Annotated in this window: 14 protein-coding genes; 10 read left to right on the top strand and 4 right to left on the bottom strand. The window is 47.5% G+C overall.

The annotated features are described in order from the left end of the window. The first annotated feature begins 90 nt into the window (after positions 1-90). The 4 genes from AC5JBY_RS07565 to uvrC all read left to right on the top strand — a co-directional run bounded on the left by AC5JBY_RS07565 (position 91) and on the right by uvrC (position 4838). Positions 91-672 carry an RNA polymerase sigma factor gene (locus AC5JBY_RS07565; protein WP_495903958.1) on the top strand — a complete coding sequence of 194 codons (582 nt, stop codon included), beginning with the start codon at positions 91-93 and terminating at the stop codon, positions 670-672. Between the two features lie 81 nt (positions 673-753). After that, on the top strand, positions 754-2244 hold the full coding sequence (locus AC5JBY_RS07560) for a hypothetical protein (RefSeq protein WP_495903957.1): 1491 nt from the start codon (positions 754-756) through the stop codon (positions 2242-2244). A gap of 78 nt (positions 2245-2322) precedes the next feature. After that, positions 2323-2934 (top strand): hypothetical protein, encoded by a 612-nt coding sequence (locus AC5JBY_RS07555; RefSeq protein ID WP_495903956.1) that lies wholly within the window; start codon positions 2323-2325, stop codon positions 2932-2934. 77 nt (positions 2935-3011) lie between these two features. After that, positions 3012-4838 carry an excinuclease ABC subunit UvrC gene (gene uvrC, locus AC5JBY_RS07550; RefSeq protein ID WP_495903955.1) on the top strand — a complete coding sequence of 609 codons (1827 nt, stop codon included), beginning with the start codon at positions 3012-3014 and terminating at the stop codon, positions 4836-4838. A 153-nt stretch (positions 4839-4991) separates the two neighbouring features. Here uvrC and AC5JBY_RS07545 read toward each other — a convergent pair whose 3' ends face one another. Genes AC5JBY_RS07545 through AC5JBY_RS07535 form a run of 3 tightly spaced genes read right to left on the bottom strand, consistent with a single transcriptional unit; the run spans position 4992 to position 6911 of the window. Beyond that, a complete protein-coding gene (locus AC5JBY_RS07545) occupies positions 4992-5423 on the bottom strand; it encodes a hypothetical protein (protein WP_495903954.1) in 432 nt (143 codons plus the stop codon). Positions 5424-5433: 10 nt separating this feature from the next. Continuing rightward, positions 5434-6324 (bottom strand): hypothetical protein, encoded by an 891-nt coding sequence (locus AC5JBY_RS07540; RefSeq protein WP_495903953.1) that lies wholly within the window; start codon positions 6322-6324, stop codon positions 5434-5436. 35 nt (positions 6325-6359) lie between these two features. Further along, complete coding sequence (locus AC5JBY_RS07535) at positions 6360-6911, bottom strand: RNA polymerase sigma factor (RefSeq protein ID WP_495903952.1); 552 nt, start codon at positions 6909-6911, stop codon at positions 6360-6362. Positions 6912-7352: 441 nt separating this feature from the next. Between AC5JBY_RS07535 and AC5JBY_RS07530 the strand changes: the two genes are divergently transcribed. The 6 genes from AC5JBY_RS07530 (at position 7353) to AC5JBY_RS07505 (ending at position 14138) form a co-directional block, all read left to right on the top strand. Then, positions 7353-8378, top strand: coding sequence for a rod shape-determining protein (locus AC5JBY_RS07530; protein WP_119053129.1), 1026 nt, complete (start codon positions 7353-7355; stop codon positions 8376-8378). A gap of 97 nt (positions 8379-8475) precedes the next feature. Beyond that, on the top strand, positions 8476-9327 hold the full coding sequence (gene mreC / locus AC5JBY_RS07525) for a rod shape-determining protein MreC (protein WP_495903951.1): 852 nt from the start codon (positions 8476-8478) through the stop codon (positions 9325-9327). After that, positions 9320-9853: a rod shape-determining protein MreD gene (mreD, locus tag AC5JBY_RS07520; RefSeq protein ID WP_495903950.1), complete on the top strand. Its 534-nt coding sequence runs from the start codon at positions 9320-9322 to the stop codon at positions 9851-9853. Before mreC ends, mreD begins: the two co-directional genes overlap by 8 nt. 70 nt (positions 9854-9923) lie before the next feature. Further along, positions 9924-11990: a penicillin-binding protein 2 gene (gene mrdA / locus AC5JBY_RS07515; RefSeq protein WP_495903949.1), complete on the top strand. Its 2067-nt coding sequence runs from the start codon at positions 9924-9926 to the stop codon at positions 11988-11990. 6 nt (positions 11991-11996) lie between these two features. Then, a complete protein-coding gene (gene rodA, locus AC5JBY_RS07510; protein WP_495903948.1) occupies positions 11997-13334 on the top strand; it encodes a rod shape-determining protein RodA in 1338 nt (445 codons plus the stop codon). 66 nt (positions 13335-13400) lie between these two features. Continuing rightward, entirely contained in the window at positions 13401-14138 is a 738-nt protein-coding gene (locus AC5JBY_RS07505) for an MBL fold metallo-hydrolase (protein WP_495903947.1), read from the top strand. A gap of 327 nt (positions 14139-14465) precedes the next feature. Here AC5JBY_RS07505 and porN read toward each other — a convergent pair whose 3' ends face one another. Continuing rightward, positions 14466-15515: a type IX secretion system ring subunit PorN/GldN gene (gene porN, locus AC5JBY_RS07500; protein ID WP_495903946.1), complete on the bottom strand. Its 1050-nt coding sequence runs from the start codon at positions 15513-15515 to the stop codon at positions 14466-14468. Between the last annotated feature and the right edge of the window lie 23 nt (positions 15516-15538).

Raw genomic sequence — 15538 nt, 5'->3', positions numbered from 1 at the left:
TTCGCCCCACTTGATCAGCATTATTTTTCCACGGTACGCAGCTTTTACTGCAGGAAATTGTCTAAATTACAGGGCAACCAAACGGTTTATATGACCGAAGACGCCATTTTACAAGGCTGTTTACAAAACAATACAACTGCCCAGCGGGAATTATACCAACGGTATAGCCCGAAGATGTTGTCTGTTTGTTACAGGTTTGCCCACAACAGGGAAGATGCAGAGGACATGCTGCAGGAAGGTTTTATCAAGGTATTTTCACAAATACACACCTTCCAAAACAAAGGCGCTTTTGAAGGCTGGATACGCCGCATCATCGTTCACACCTGCATCAATCACCTGAAGAAAAATAAGAAGTTTAATGAAAGCGTGGATATCATTCACGCAACTACTATACAGGTACGGGAAGAATCCGTTCCCTCTATAGTACAGGCGAAGCAGGTGGTTGAATGCATACGCCTGTTGCCTATCGGATACCGGACTGTGTTGAACCTGTACGCTGTGGAAGGGTATTCGCATAAAGAGATCGCAGACATGTTAGATATAGAAGAAAGCACCAGCCGCTCCCAGTACACCCGGGCACGGCAAATGTTGGAAGATATACTGGTCAAGAAGAAAATTATCCAGAAGCCAAAAGAGAAGATCAGCTGGCTGGGCATGACCGCGGGACAGTAATTATGCATATACGAGAACCCCAGATTGTTGCTATGAATACTAATCCTTTGAAAAAGCACACCCGTACAAACACCAACGATTATGGAGCGCGGTTTTTACAATGATGAACTTGAAGACCTGCTTAGAGAGAAAGCTGATCAATACAAAATGTATCCATCCGACCAGGTATGGAAGGGGATAAACCGCTCATTGCACACCCGCAGAAAATGGTATTGGCTTAGTTTCGTTCTCTTTATTGCCGGCCTCACTTATTATGCCATCGTTCAACTCCTGTCGCCTTCTACCGGCAACAGGAAGATCGTTGCTCAGCTGAACCCTGCCCCCCGTATTGCCTCCACCGACGACAACGCCAATAATAAGCCTGCTGTAGTAATTCCTTTCTCTACACAGATCACGCAAAAAGGTGCGCGCAACGGCCCGGCTACCACACCACGCTCGTTCGTTACGAATCCCGATAGATATGCCGATGAAGCAACCAACAGCATTGCCCCCACTGTTGTGACTGTTAACAGCATCGCCGCCACTGCCGAAACGGCTCATGAAACTGCCGGCACAGAAGAGCCAGCCAGCCGCCAGAGCAAGGCCACATCCAACAACACTTTGCTGGCCGATAAGCTAACTGCTGCCACTGCCCGTAATAATAAGAACAGCACATCATCTATAGAATACAAGCCGCTGATCATCGTTACCGAACAGTATCCGGCAGCGCCACCTGAAGAGGAACAAAAACCGGCAACGCCTGCAAAAGAAACTGTTCTCAGCCCGGAAAAGGAAGACGAGGAAAGGATCAACTGGCTGCAGCAATATGCTGTTTACAACCTTGCGGTACCTAAAATGAAACGCCTCAGCTGGCAGTTGTCATTTGCCCCCACTATGAACTATCGCAAACTGCAGGGAAGTGATGCTTCGATCCCATCTGATATCAAGAATGTACCGATTGCCCAGAATGTAGCGGGCGATCCCAATAAACTGGTAAATCATAAACCAGCCCTGGGTTTTGAGTTGGGTTCCCATTTCCTGTATGCTGTGAACAAGGACCTGCAGATCAAGGCCGGCGCCCAGTTCAACTATTCGCGTTATGCTATCGAGGCTTATGGCTCTTATTCAACCGACGTAGCGACTATTGCGCTCAACAGCAGCACCCCCGGCCACACCGATTCACTTATCAACTACACCCGCATCCGGAATTTCGGCGGCGATATGTCGGAAAGCCTGCAAAATCAATATTTCCAGTTGTCTGTACCAGTGGGCCTTCAGCTGCGCCTGATCGGCAATGGCAAACTACAGATAGGCGCCGCGGCTACGATACAGCCTACTTACATGATCAACAGGCAAACGTACCTGATCACTACCGACTATAAGAATTACACCAAAGAACCATCTCTCGTAAGAAGGTGGAACCTCAATACCGGCGGGGAAATATTCCTTGCTTATAAATCGGGCGACCTGAAATGGCAGGTTGGTCCGCAATTCCGATACCAACTGCTGTCCAGTTACGTGAAAGAGTATCCTATCCGTGAATACCTGATGGAATATGGTATCAAGATAGGCGTAACCAAAACTATCCGCTAAGGCATATACACAATTAGCAACAAAAGCTGCCGTTATTACCAACAGCAGCTTTTTTTATTTTTCACCTATTTTCGATCCATGAAGTTTTTCCCGGTATTACTGGCTATCATTATCCTCGCATCCTGTAAGAACCAAGGCAGCCAACCGCCTGCCGCCACTACCAGCACAGGTGTAGACACCGCTCAACATGCCCCGGACACTGCTTCTTTCCTGCCGATAACCAGCCTCCTGCGCGAGGACCTGCTCCGCGTAGACTCTTTTGGTGGGGGTATCCTGAAGAAAACCACCGTTAACGGCAAAAAAGATTCCCTCTTTATCAAACTTCCGGCGTTTAAACAGGCTGCCAACGTATTCTTCATGCCCGAACTGGAAACCAGCGCCTTCCGCCAGTCGTTTACCGAAACCTCTCTCCTGGACGCCACCACCGAGATGGTCCAGTTTATGTATGCACCCAAAGACCCTTCCAATACTCTTCGCAATGTAGTAGTGTACATCAATCCTGTCAACTCCCAGGTGAACAGGTTTTACTTCGAAAAAGAGTGGGCAGCAGGCGACACTGTTGTGCAGCAAAAGCTAACCTGGAAAGCCCGGCAGTATTTTTATATCATTACTATGCGCCAGCCAAAGCAGGGAACGCCTACTACCAGCATCGAAAAGCTGATCTGGGCCCCGGAATATTATGGCGAGTAGCAGCGGCCGGCCACACTCTTGGGAATTCGCGTCCATTCGCTAATTTGCACCCTGCCCTACTGCGTGGCAGATAAGATATGACGGCACAGGAGTTTCAAAACATAGCGCATACCATCCCGGTCAATCCAGGCATTTATAAGTATTACGATGCACAGAACACCCTCTTATACGTAGGCAAAGCCAAAAGCCTGCGTAAAAGGGTAAGTTCCTATTTTGTAAAGACTTTTACCTCCTACAAAACGCATGAGCTGGTTCAGCGTATCCACCACATCGAGTTTACCATTGTAGACTCGGAGCAGGATGCTTTTTTGCTGGAAAACTCCCTTATCAAGCAGTTCCAGCCCCGTTTTAACATCAACCTGAAGGATGATAAGACCTATCCTTACATCGTTATTAAAAAAGAACCTTTCCCGCGTATTTTCCTTACCCGTACCGTGATTGCCGACGGTTCGGAATACCTGGGGCCTTTTACCTCGGTAGGCCGGGTGCGGGAGTTGATCGCTTTTATTCGCAACAACATACCGCTGCGTACCTGCAAGCTCAACCTTACCGATAATAACATTCAAAAGAAGAAGTTCAAGGTCTGCCTCGAATACCACCTGGGCAACTGCAAAGGCCCCTGTGAAGGGTTACAAAGTGCAGAAGATTATCGTGATGGCCTGCAGCAGATACGCAATGTCCTGAAAGGAAACCTGAGCCCGGTCATTCAGCACTTCAAGGAGGAAATGAAAGCGGCGGCAGCGGAACTGGCTTTTGAAAAGGCCGAGATCATCCGCAAAAAGCTCGACCACCTCGAGCAATACCAGGCTAAATCTATTATTACTACTAACCGCCTTACCAACGTGGACGTGTTCTCTCTGCTGCGCGACGGCGATCAGGCATACGTGAACTACCTGATGGTGCAAAACGGCACCATCGTACAAACGCATACATCACAACTGGAAACCCACCTCGACGAGCCGGATGAGGAGGTGCTGTCTTTTGCCATAGGTCAATTGCGCACTACCTTCAACAGCCTCTCGTCGGAGATCATCGTTCCTTTCGAGGTAGACTACACGGAATCCAACGTAATACTCACCATACCTAAAGGGGGCGATAAAAAGAAGCTGCTGGAGCTGTCTGAAAAGAACGTGAACTACTTCCAGGAAGAGCTGAAGAGGAAGAAGATATTGAAGCTGGAAGGTAAGGACGATTGGGAGCGCAAAGAAGTGTTGTACCAGTTGCAGGAAGACCTTCAGCTGCCTTTAGCACCTGTTCATATAGAATGCTTTGATAACTCCAACTTCCAGGGTAGCTATCCTGTTTCGGCCATGGTGTGCTTTAAAGACGGCATACCCAGTAAAAAGGACTACCGGCATTATAACGTAAAAACGGTGCAAGGTATCAATGACTTTGCCACCATGAAGGAAGTGGTATACCGCCGCTATAAAAGGCTACAGGACGAGCAGCAGCCTTTTCCTCAACTGGTGATCATCGATGGTGGCAAGGGGCAGTTGGGCGCCGCGCTGGAAAGTATCGAGGAGTTGGGATTACAAGGCACTATGACCGTTGTGGGGTTGGCAAAAAACGAAGAAGAGATCTTCTTTCCCGGCGACCAGGAATCTGTCAAGCTGCCTTATAACAGCGAAAGCCTTAAGCTCATTCGACGCATCCGTGACGAAGTGCACCGTTTCGGCATCACCTTCCACCGGCATAAACGCAGTAAAGGCACTTTTAAGAATGAGCTGGAACAAATCAAAGGCATCGGCAAGAATACGGCCGATCAGTTGTTGAAGGAATTCAAGTCTGTAAAACGTATCAGGGAATTATCAGAAGAGGACCTGACCAAGGCTGTAGGGGCTTCCAAAGCGAAGCTTATTCGTGCACATTTTACACAACCTGGCGAGCCCACTGATAATGCTTAAGCCATTAGCTTTTAGGTATTAGCTTTTAGGTATTAGCTTTTAGCGAAGAAAGGGGCTAACTCCTAACAGCTAAAAGCTAACCGCTAAAAAGGCCCGCCCTCAACAGAGCCGGCCGTGCTAACCTATGAAAAAACACCTAAGTGAGATAAACTATTATCTGTTGTTTAGCCGCTTCCGGTTTTCCAGCCGCTGCTGCCGGCGCTCCAACAATTCTTTTTGAAGTACTGTACCGAATTCCTTTTCTGCCTTGAAGAAGGCATTTACTTTCTCGGCCGACAGGGCTTTACTGAACTCGCTGTTATACTTTTTGCGGATAGCCAGCAGTTTCTCCTCGATATCGATCTCCTTCTCATTATTCAACTTGCCATCAACGCGTACTTTACGGATCTCAGCGGCATATTTGTTATAAACAGGCCAGAACTTCTGGGCTTCTTCCGGTGAAAGGTTCAGCTTCTGGGTCAGGTAAGCGATCTTCAGCGCTTCTACTCTGCCCCCCGGGGTCTTTTTATCACCATCGTCATCCTGTGCAAGCACAGCCATGCCGGTAGTGAGGAAAAGGGTTAATATCAATAAAAGCTTCTTCATGGTCGTAAAGTTAGTTTGTACCTGTGTTTTTTGAAAGCAGATTCTGGTCCAGGTATTTTTGAATTTCTTCGTCTGATACATCCTGCAACATATCACTCATATCACTTTCTTCGATCTCCGGTTTGGTATTGGCTGCCAGCAGGTCGGCAGGCACTGCCACAGGCACCTCGTCGAGGTAGCTTTGCAGTTCTTCTGTAGATAGCTTGTCTACTTCTTTTGAAGCTAACCCTATTTCATCGATAGAACCACTGCCAGGTTTTCCACCCACAAACCACCAGGCGCCTATTGCCACAATACCGATCAATGCTGCAGCCACGGCATAACGCATGAGCTTACGTCCAAAGCCAATGGATATCACCTTGGCTGGCTCATTCATTTTTTTTACTCTGTCCATTACCTGGCCGGGCAGCGCTTCAAAATAACCAGCAGGTGCTTCATACACTTGCTTATTCTTTAATCCTGTCATCAGTGGCGACAGGTTTTCCAGTTCTTCATTCACGAAATCGATGGCCTGCACACCGGAAACAACATTATCAGAAAGGTCGGAAAAATAACCGGCAGGCGCCTGAAAGGGCATTTTTTTATCGAGCTTACTCAACAGCGGAGAAAGCATGGAAAGCTCCTCCTGGGCTGTAAGTCCATTATCCGACGCCTTTACCCGCGCCAGGATATTACCGGCCAGCTGATCAAAATAGCCAGCTGGTACCGAGTAGGGATTGGTGCCTGCCTGTTGCAAAACAGGCGGCAGCGCAGCTTCCTCCTCCCGGATCCGCTGCATTACCTGCGCAGCCAGCCCTTCGAAGTAACCGGCCGGCACTTCGTAGGGAAGTTGCCTGCCAATCCGGGCCACTTCGGGGCTGATGGCTTGTAATTCGCTTAATATGTTGACACTGTGTTCCATGACCGCTATATGAGACCTTTTTTGTTAAGTAAAGTTTAATGGTTCAGGATATAATCTTCGATTTTTTTTACCGCATGGTGGTAGGAAGCTTTGAGCGCTCCTTCGGAGGTTTCCAATACCTTCGACATCTCCTCGTACGGCATTTCATCGTAGTACCTTAAACTGAACACAATTCGCTGTTTTTCAGGCAATTGCTGAATGGCCAATTGTAGCTTCCATTCCAGCTTGGAGGCATCGAAATCCTTATCGGCCTTGATCTTATTTTCCAGTCCGCTTTCCACATCTCCCAACGGCACAGATGACCGTTTTTTTTGCTGCTCCAGAAAAGTGAGACTTTCGTTCGTAGCAATACGGTATAGCCAGGTGTACAACTGTGAATCTTCCCTGAAATTCTCCAGTGCATTCCATACCCGGATGAACACGTTTTGCAACACATCGTTGGCATCTTCGTGTTCGATCACCATACGACGAACATGCCAGTATAGTTTTTCCTGGTACTTCCGGATGATGGATGTATAAGCACTCTCTTTGGTGGCAGGATTGCGGAATTGGACCAGCAACTCACTGTCTTGCGTAGTAACTGCCATAGGTTAGCATTTATGGTTGGTCAGCAATATGAATTGGAATAAAATTAACCCATTTGGTTTAAAACGTGGAGCTGCTTTAAGAAAGTATTAGCAAGTATAAGCACTGGTAAATTCCACGACATAACCGTGACACGAGTTTCATCTTTTTCTTCGTTACTTTGCGTTGCAATACCTCGTTGTTTTTCGCTTAGTGCTTTATCAAAGAAATCAACAACAACAAACAATTAACAGTGATATCGCACGTTAGTGCAACAGCAGGCAACCGCATTGTCAAAAGAACAATCTCGGCCAAAGAAGGGGAAAAGGCAACAACAGAATTCACAGATGTTGAAAAAATACTGTCCTGGCCGCACCTACAGCGGGATTACACTTTGTTAATTCGGATTATTTGCATCAATTTTGCAGGCATTATATTCATATCCAAAAATCTGACCTTTTAAAATGGGCTTATTCAACTTTTTTACCCAGGAGATTGCCATAGACCTGGGTACAGCCAATACCCTCATTATCCATAACGATGAAGTAGTAGTGAATGAACCAAGCATCGTTGCACTGGATCGCAATAACCCCAAAACCGTACTGGCCGTAGGAAAGCGTGCGCTGATGATGCACGAGAAAACCCATGAAAGTATACGCACCGTTCGTCCGTTGAAGGATGGCGTAATCGCCGATTTCAACGCTGCCGAACTGATGATCCGGGAGATGATCAAAATGATCTACCCCAAAAAACCATTGTTCCCCCCAAGCTGGCGTATGATGATCTGCATCCCCTCCAGCATTACTGAGGTGGAAAAGCGTGCCGTTCGCGACAGTGCCGAACAGGCAGGCGCCAAAGAAGTATACCTCCTGCATGAGCCGATGGCAGCGGCCCTGGGTATTGGTATCGATGTTGAAGAACCTGTTGGAAACATGATCATCGATATTGGTGGTGGTACCACTGGTATTACTGTGATAGCCCTGGCAGGTATCGTGTGCGACCAGAGTATCCGTATTGCCGGTGATGAATTCACTGCCGACATCATGGAAGCGCTCCGCCGCTACCATAGCTTGCTGATCGGTGAGCGTACTGCCGAGCAGATCAAGATCAACATTGGCGCTGCGATGAAAGACCTCGACAACCCACCCGATGATATCCCCGTTAACGGCCGTGACCTTGTAACGGGTATTCCCAAGCAGATCATGGTAAGCTACCAGGAAATTGCAGAAGCACTGGATAAAAGCATCTTCAAGATCGAAGAAGCTATCCTGAAAGCACTGGAAATGACACCGCCCGAACTTGCAGCGGATATCTATCGCCGCGGCTTGTACCTCACTGGTGGTGGCGCCCTCCTGCGTGGTCTGGATAAAAGGCTCAGCCAAAAGATCAAACTGCCGGTGCACGTGGCCGATGATCCGCTGAAGAGCGTGGTACGCGGTACGGGGCTGGCGTTAAAGAACTACGAACACTATCCCTTTGTGATGCGATAAAGAGTTGAAAGGTTGAAAAGTTGACGGGTTAAAAAGGAATGGCCTGTTCTTTGCCTTTTCAACATTTCAACTGTTCAACTTATAAACTATACCGTCGGTGCGCAATATCTTCCTTTTCATCAGAAGGTACTTTAACTTCCTGTTCTTCATAGTGATGCAACTGGTGGCATTGTACATCCTGTTCCATTATAACCGTTTCCATGAAGCTGCCTTCATGGGCGTGGCCAATCAGGTAACAGGCCGTATCAATGAGAAATACAATAATGTAGAGTATTATTTCAAGCTCAAGAAGGCGAACGAAGCACTGGTGATGGAAAATGAACAACTGCGCAACCAGCTACGCCAGAACTACGACGCACCCGATAGCACCCAGCGTATGATCACGGATTCTGCCAACTACGATAGCCTGGCGAAGTATCGCAAATACCTGTATCGTACAGCCAAGGTGGTCAACAACTCCACCAACTTCCAGAACAACTATTTCACTATCCACCGCGGAGAAGCCCAGGGTATCAAAAAAGATATGGGTGTCATCAGCCCCACTGGTATTGCCGGCGCCGTTATTTACACCAGCAAGGATTTCTCCATTGTGATGAGCATGCTGAATAACCAAAGCCGTCAAAGCGGCAGGCTGAAAAAGAGTGTTGAGACTGGCCAGGTACTGTGGGATGGAAAAGATCCCCGATTCGTTACCATGATCAACCTGCCCAAAAGCATAGTGGTCAACAAAGGAGATACCATTGTCACCAGCCAGTATTCCAGTCGGTTTCCACAAGGTATCATGATTGGAACCGTGGCCGAGATCATGGACGACAAGAGCAGTAACTTCTATACGCTTAAATTAAAGACAGCTACCGACTTTTATAACCTCGAGCATGTAACCGTAATAGAAAACCTGCAGAAGGAAGAGCAAAAAAAGCTGGAGGAGGCTATTAAAACCAATGAGTGATCTCGTTAAAAATATTATCCGGTTCGCCATATTCATCTTCATACAGGTGTACGTGTTATTCGAGATACCACCATTACACCGTTTTATAGTTCCCTACATTTACTTCCTGTACATCCTGTGGCTGCCATTCCGTATTTCCCGTGGTACCCTCACCCTGGTAGGGTTTCTGTTTGGCCTTACCCTGGATTTCTTTACCAACCACCCTGGTTTGCATGCTGCCCCCTGCGTTTTGATAGCTTACCTGCGCCCCTTCCTCATCAACATTCTTATCCCGCAGGAAGGCGCTGAACAAAACTATAAATCGCCTTCCATCACCAGTATGGGATTGGCGCCTTATGCTACTTACATCCTTATCTTAACGTTGCTGCACAATACTTACCTGGTATTTCTCGAATGGCTCAACTTTGGCTCGTTCTGGTTTTTCCTGGGTAAAGTGCTCGCAACAACCGGCATTAGTTTATTGTTAATATTGATCACCGAATTGCTCTTTTACCGTAAAGAAAAATTCAGGACCAATACTGCTTAGGGAAACAACAATTAATACAAATACTCACACTTAATTTGTACATTGATCTAAGAATCTTGTACACAGTCCTATGGCTCTATTTAACCAATCGCGCAGTAATATTATCCGGCTCATCTTCCTGGGAATATTCTTCATTATATTGGTACAGCTGTTAAACCTGCAGGTGATCTCCGGCAAATACGAACAACTTGCCATGGACAATGCCGTGTTTCCCAAAGTACGTTATCCCGACCGCGGCATCATCTTCGACCGGAAGAACAGGGCCATCCTCAATAACACCATCATGTATGACCTGGTGGTGACTCCCAACGAATCAAAGCATACTGATACCTTCAGCCTTTGCGATGTACTGGGCATCGATACGGCAGAATACCGGAAACGTATGCTGGAAGCACGCTTCAAGAACGGTCCTTACCGACCTTCTATCTTTGAGGATCTGTTGACACCCGAATTGCACGCGCGCCTGGACGAGAACATCTGGAAGTTTCCCGGCTTTGCGTTGGTAGAACGTCCCGTACGCGTTTATCCCTTCAATGCAGCAGCTCACATCTTAGGATATATCGGAGAAGCCGACTCCTCCATCATTAAACGCTCACGTGGCTTTTACAGGATGGGTGACTACGTAGGCCGCAGTGGATTGGAATCCTATTACGAGTCGGTGCTCATGGGTCAGCGTGGGGTGCAATACATGATCAAGGACAACCGTAACCGTCTCGTGGGCAGCTATGAGAATGGCCGGCGCGATACTGCCGCTATTGCAGGACGCAACCTGCGTACCTATATCGACATGGACCTGCAGCAGCTGGCCGAGAAACTCATCAACAACAAAGTAGGCGCTATCGTAGCGCTCGATCCTAAAACTGGAGGCATCCTCGCCATGGCCTCCGGTCCCAACTACGATCCCAACAGCCTTACCGGTCCTAATAAGCAAAAGAACTATGGCCAGCTTACGCTGGATGTAGCAGGCCCGCTTCTCAACAGGGCTATACAGGGTAACTATGAACCTGGTTCTACCTTTAAACCATTGGGTGCATTGGTTGCGCTGGATGAAGGCGTGATCACGCCTTCTTATGGCTATCCCTGTGGTGGCAGGTATTTCGGTTGCGGACACGGCAAGCCTGCCTGTACCCACAACAACCCGGGCCACGCTGCCAACCTCACACTGGCGATTGCCAACTCCTGTAACTCCTACTTTGTGCAGGTATACCGCAATGCAGTGGACAACCCTGAATTCAGGGGCGTGAAGAAAGGTTATGAGAAATGGAGGGAATACCTCAATGCATTCGGCCTTGGCCAACGTACCGGCGTAGACCTTACGAGCGAAGCACCCGGCCTCATTCCGGATACAAGCCGCTATAATACTATATACCGCGGCTCCTGGAACTCCTGTACCAACCTTACGCTGGGCATTGGACAGGATATGATGAATGCCACCCCCCTGCAGTTGGCTAATGCTATGTGCATCGTTGCCAACAAAGGTTTCTATTATACACCTCACTTCGTGCAACAGATAGACGGACAATTAGCTTCCGACACCTTGCTGAACAAATTCAAGCAAAAACATGAAGTGCTGACCCGGATATCGGACGACGCCTATGAAGCTGTTCACAGGGGCATGCAACAGGTGATCGATGGAACTTCCTCGCGCGCCAAGATACCCGGTATCAACGTTTGCGGTAAAACAGGTACCGCCGAAAAGTTCCGTATCATACAAGGAAAAAGGATCAAGCTCGACGATAACTCCGTATTCGTATGCTTCGCACCACGGGAAGATCCTAAAATTGCATTGGCCGTCATCGTTGAGAACAGCGGCTTTGGTAATACCTGGGCAGCTCCTATCGCAGGCCTCATGATGGAAAGGTACCTGAAAGACAGCCTTCCCGCCGAGCGCTTAAAAGAAGTAGACAGAATTGCCGGCTCCAGCCTGCTGCCGTCTTACATCCCTTATCTGCAATACATCGAAGATTCGGCCAGGGCACAAAACTGGTTGAACAGATATAGAGACAGCTCTGCCATCAAGAAATTCAACCGGGAACGTAGCAGACCACCTTTTCCCCGGTCTAAAGAAGGGAAAACAAGGCATGCCTTTGTAGTACCAGATCCTAAATTATTCACGAACAAAAATATCCTTGCTTAAACCGGTATGAGCCAACGAAATCCTGCTATATCAAAAGGTGTTGACTGGGTACTGATCTGGCTCTACCTCGCCTTAGTAGCCATTGGTCTACTGAGCATTTTTTCCGTTACCTATCGGGAAGGGGAAAGTGTGGTTCAAAGCTTCATTGGATTTAAGACAGACTATAGCAAACAGTTCTATTTTTTTATAGGCTCCATTGTATTGGGCCTGTTCATTTTGCTTACCGATAGTAAATTCTTTACCGCTACTGCCAATATATGGTATGCGGTAGGCATCTTCATGCTCCTGCTGGTATTCCCATTTCACACGGAGGTAAAAGGAACAGAGTCCATCATCCGTCTTGGAGGGTTCAACCTTCAGCCGGCAGAGATGTGTAAAATATTTGTAAACCTGGCATTGGCCAAATACCTCTCCCGGGTAGAAACAGATTTCACTACACCCCGTTCACACCTGATCGCTGCAGCTATCATCTTAGCGCCGGCAGCCATTACCATCGCACAAAAGGAAACGGGATTGGCCCTTGTATTCTTTGCCTTCTTCCTCGTTATGTTCCGGGAAGGCTTTCCTGCTGGCTACCTCATCATCGGATTTTCGGTTGGTGTGTTGGTAGTAGCTACCCTGCTGGTAGATAAATTCATCCTGGCGCTGGTGCTTTCGGCCATCGCAGTAACGATGATCTACCTCATGCGCAAGCAGATCAAGCGCAGAAGAAGATTGTTGCTTTCCGTGGGACTTATCTGGGGTTTGAGTATTATCACCATTGTGTTTGTTGTGCCCTTTCTCTTCACCAAAGTGCTGCAAAAGCACCAGGTGGAACGTATATTCTCCCTCATCGGTAAAGAGAACCCTTATGCCAGGCTTAATACGGTAGAAGGCGAAGAGCCTGTTGCCGCCACCAAGAAGGACGTCGACTACAACGTGCGGCAAAGTAAGATCGCCATCGGTTCTGGCGGTTTCAGTGGAAAGGGATTATTGCAAGGCACTCAAACACGTTTCGACTTCGTGCCCGAGCAACGCACCGACTTCATCTTCTGTACCATTGGAGAAGGCTTCGGCTTCCTTGGCAGTTCCCTGGTGTTGGGCATTTACCTGTTTCTCCTGTTGCGGATCGTAAACATTGCAGAAAGGCAGCGAAGTGTTTTCAGCCGCTGCTATGCCTATGGTGTTGCATCCGTCTTCTTCTTCCATATTGCCATCAATGTTTGTATGACCATTGGTCTGGCGCCTGTGATCGGTATCCCTTTACCTTTTATCAGTTATGGAGGAACCTCACTCCTCACCTTCTCTACCATGCTGTTCATATTGATACGGCTGGACGCCGACCGGCAGATGGTGCTCCGCTAAAACAATACAGGCGGAAGACCTGTTTTAATGCTATTGCGGTAAAGAAAATACCCGCAATTTTGCAGCATGAAAATCATTCCGTTAAGCGAAGGCACTTTCACGATCGACAAAACAAAGCTGTTCGTTCCCTTTGATACCTCCACCGATGAACTCCAGGAAAGGCCCACAGGCAGCTTGCTGGTAGAAGTGCAGCCCTTTGTGGTCATTACTTCCGAAGATGTGCTGCTGCTGGATACAGGTCTTGGCTTCAAAACGCCGGAAGGCAGGTTGCAACTCCATGAAAACCTCATCAACAACGGCATCAATCCCTCGGAAGTTACCAAAGTACTAATGACACACCTGCACAAAGACCATGCAGGCGGCATCAGTAACCCCGATCTCACCTCAGGTCAGCTGAGTTTTCCGAAAGCCACTTACTTCATACAACGTAAGGAATTTGAATTTGCCTTCGAGAAAGGCTTTCCCTCTTATATACCCGAAGAACTGGAAGCACTACGCAACTCACCACAGGTTACCTGGCTGGATGGCAATGGTGTGATCGATGGTTACATTAAATACGAAGTAACGGCAGCCCATAGTCCGTGGCACCAGGTGTATTGGATCGTAGATGGTGGCGAGCGGGTATTCTTTGGAGGTGATGATGCGCCACAGCTACAACAAATGCGTAGTCGCTTTGTAGCAAAGTACGATTATGACGGAAAAAAGTGTATGGAGCTACGGCAACAGTGGTGGAAGCAAGGCGAAGAAGAAAAATGGACGTTCCTGTTTTACCATGATGTAAAAAATCCTGTGTGGAGTTTCTGATTTGCCGAAAAGTGTAAAATATACATAGTGGATTCCGCAATCTGTGTTCGTAAAAACACGCACCATATATAACAAATGTATATAATAAAAAAGGGGCCCGGATAGAAATCCAGCCCCGTTTTTAAAATCCAATATCCTATGAAAAACCATTGTAAAAATAGTGAATCAAACCCACAAAACAATACCTGATAGTGGGTATTTTAAAAATTTTTCTTCCTCCCATTTGCCCAAAATAGTACTCATTTTTAAGGGGTTACGTAGTTACTGAAATAAAAAACAAAAGGCACCGTAAAACTACGGTGCCTTTTGCTGGTATTAATTTTAAGTTTAATAAGACCAGAGGTCCTGTTCATAGTTAAAGATCCGCTCGCGAATGTTCTCGCCTTCCAGCAATGCCAGAATAGGATCTTTAATGTATGACTTAATGAACTCGTCGTTCGGGTTGCTGATCGTCGATTTGATGATCCGGCTGGCGAACATACGGCTTTCGAACAGTTCTTCCCAGCTCATACGGGCGCCGAAGTTTTTACCATTGTACACTTCGTGTTTGGCAAAAGTGGAGCGCAGGTCAGGATAATATACCCAGAAAACAGGCGTAACGTCACGGAAAGAACCGTCTTCGTTGGTTACTGTTTTCAGCGGGGCAATACCTAAGATCCGTACGTGCATTCTGGAAGACTCCTTGTCGAATACCCAGTCTTCTTTAACCCAATATCTTTCAACTTTATCGGGATTGAATTCCTCGATGATGGTTGTATCTCTCATGATACCTTTAGAACCATCCGGGTCTTGCACCAGGTCAGGCACCTGAATGACACGTGGCTTGGCAACAAGCTGCTCGGAGATCTGATTGAAGGTCATGGGAGTAGTGAACCGGTCATCTTCTGCAGAGAATGCTGTGATGCTGTCGTTCTTGATAGCACTCAGCAGAATATTAATGAACCGTTGGTTACCCTGATCGCCATCAGCTTTATAAACGAATGGCAGGTTCATTTTTTCGTGTACGTCGATCTCTCTCCATACACGCTGCAGGTAGGCCGCATCATCTTCGCGAATGTGCTCATAAGACAACGGTATCCGGTCTTTCACCAGGTTACGTTCGATGGCATTATCATTGCGCAGTGACCTTTTGATCGCGGAGATCTTGATCTCTGCTACAGGAGGGGGAGCAGCCGGCTTAACAGTATCAACAGGAGGTGTAATAGCTGCGTTGTTCTCAGCATTATTGTTCCTGCTGGTCGTACTACCCTTCTTTGCAGGAGTTGTAGTACGCTTTTTAGCGGGCCTGTTTGGCTTTTTAGCCTGCGCGTCGGCATCCACAGTAGCAAATGCCATCACTGTGAGCAGCAAACACAATTTGATAATACGGTTCTTCATTATCCCTTGTTGTTTAATAAGTT

This window comes from Paraflavitalea sp. (assembly GCF_059502485.1).
The sequence above is the reverse complement of the archived record's forward strand: the minus strand, read 5'-3'. Positions and strand labels throughout refer to the sequence as shown.

Excerpts from the sequence above, each read along its gene's own strand:
- AC5JBY_RS07565 (WP_495903958.1), top strand. The coding sequence starts at position 91 with ATGACCGAAGACGCCATTTTACAAGGCTGTTTACAAAACAATACAACT.
- AC5JBY_RS07505 (WP_495903947.1), top strand. The coding sequence starts at position 13,401 with ATGAAAATCATTCCGTTAAGCGAAGGCACTTTCACGATCGACAAAACA.
- mreD (WP_495903950.1), top strand. The coding sequence starts at position 9,320 with ATGAGTGATCTCGTTAAAAATATTATCCGGTTCGCCATATTCATCTTC.
- uvrC (WP_495903955.1), top strand. The coding sequence starts at position 3,012 with ATGACGGCACAGGAGTTTCAAAACATAGCGCATACCATCCCGGTCAAT.
- AC5JBY_RS07555 (WP_495903956.1), top strand. The coding sequence starts at position 2,323 with ATGAAGTTTTTCCCGGTATTACTGGCTATCATTATCCTCGCATCCTGT.
- AC5JBY_RS07530 (WP_119053129.1), top strand. The coding sequence starts at position 7,353 with ATGGGCTTATTCAACTTTTTTACCCAGGAGATTGCCATAGACCTGGGT.
- rodA (WP_495903948.1), top strand. The coding sequence starts at position 11,997 with ATGAGCCAACGAAATCCTGCTATATCAAAAGGTGTTGACTGGGTACTG.
- AC5JBY_RS07540 (WP_495903953.1), bottom strand. The coding sequence starts at position 6,324 with ATGGAACACAGTGTCAACATATTAAGCGAATTACAAGCCATCAGCCCC.
- porN (WP_495903946.1), bottom strand. The coding sequence starts at position 15,515 with ATGAAGAACCGTATTATCAAATTGTGTTTGCTGCTCACAGTGATGGCA.
- AC5JBY_RS07560 (WP_495903957.1), top strand. The coding sequence starts at position 754 with ATGGAGCGCGGTTTTTACAATGATGAACTTGAAGACCTGCTTAGAGAG.
- AC5JBY_RS07535 (WP_495903952.1), bottom strand. The coding sequence starts at position 6,911 with ATGGCAGTTACTACGCAAGACAGTGAGTTGCTGGTCCAATTCCGCAAT.
- AC5JBY_RS07545 (WP_495903954.1), bottom strand. The coding sequence starts at position 5,423 with ATGAAGAAGCTTTTATTGATATTAACCCTTTTCCTCACTACCGGCATG.
- mrdA (WP_495903949.1), top strand. The coding sequence starts at position 9,924 with ATGGCTCTATTTAACCAATCGCGCAGTAATATTATCCGGCTCATCTTC.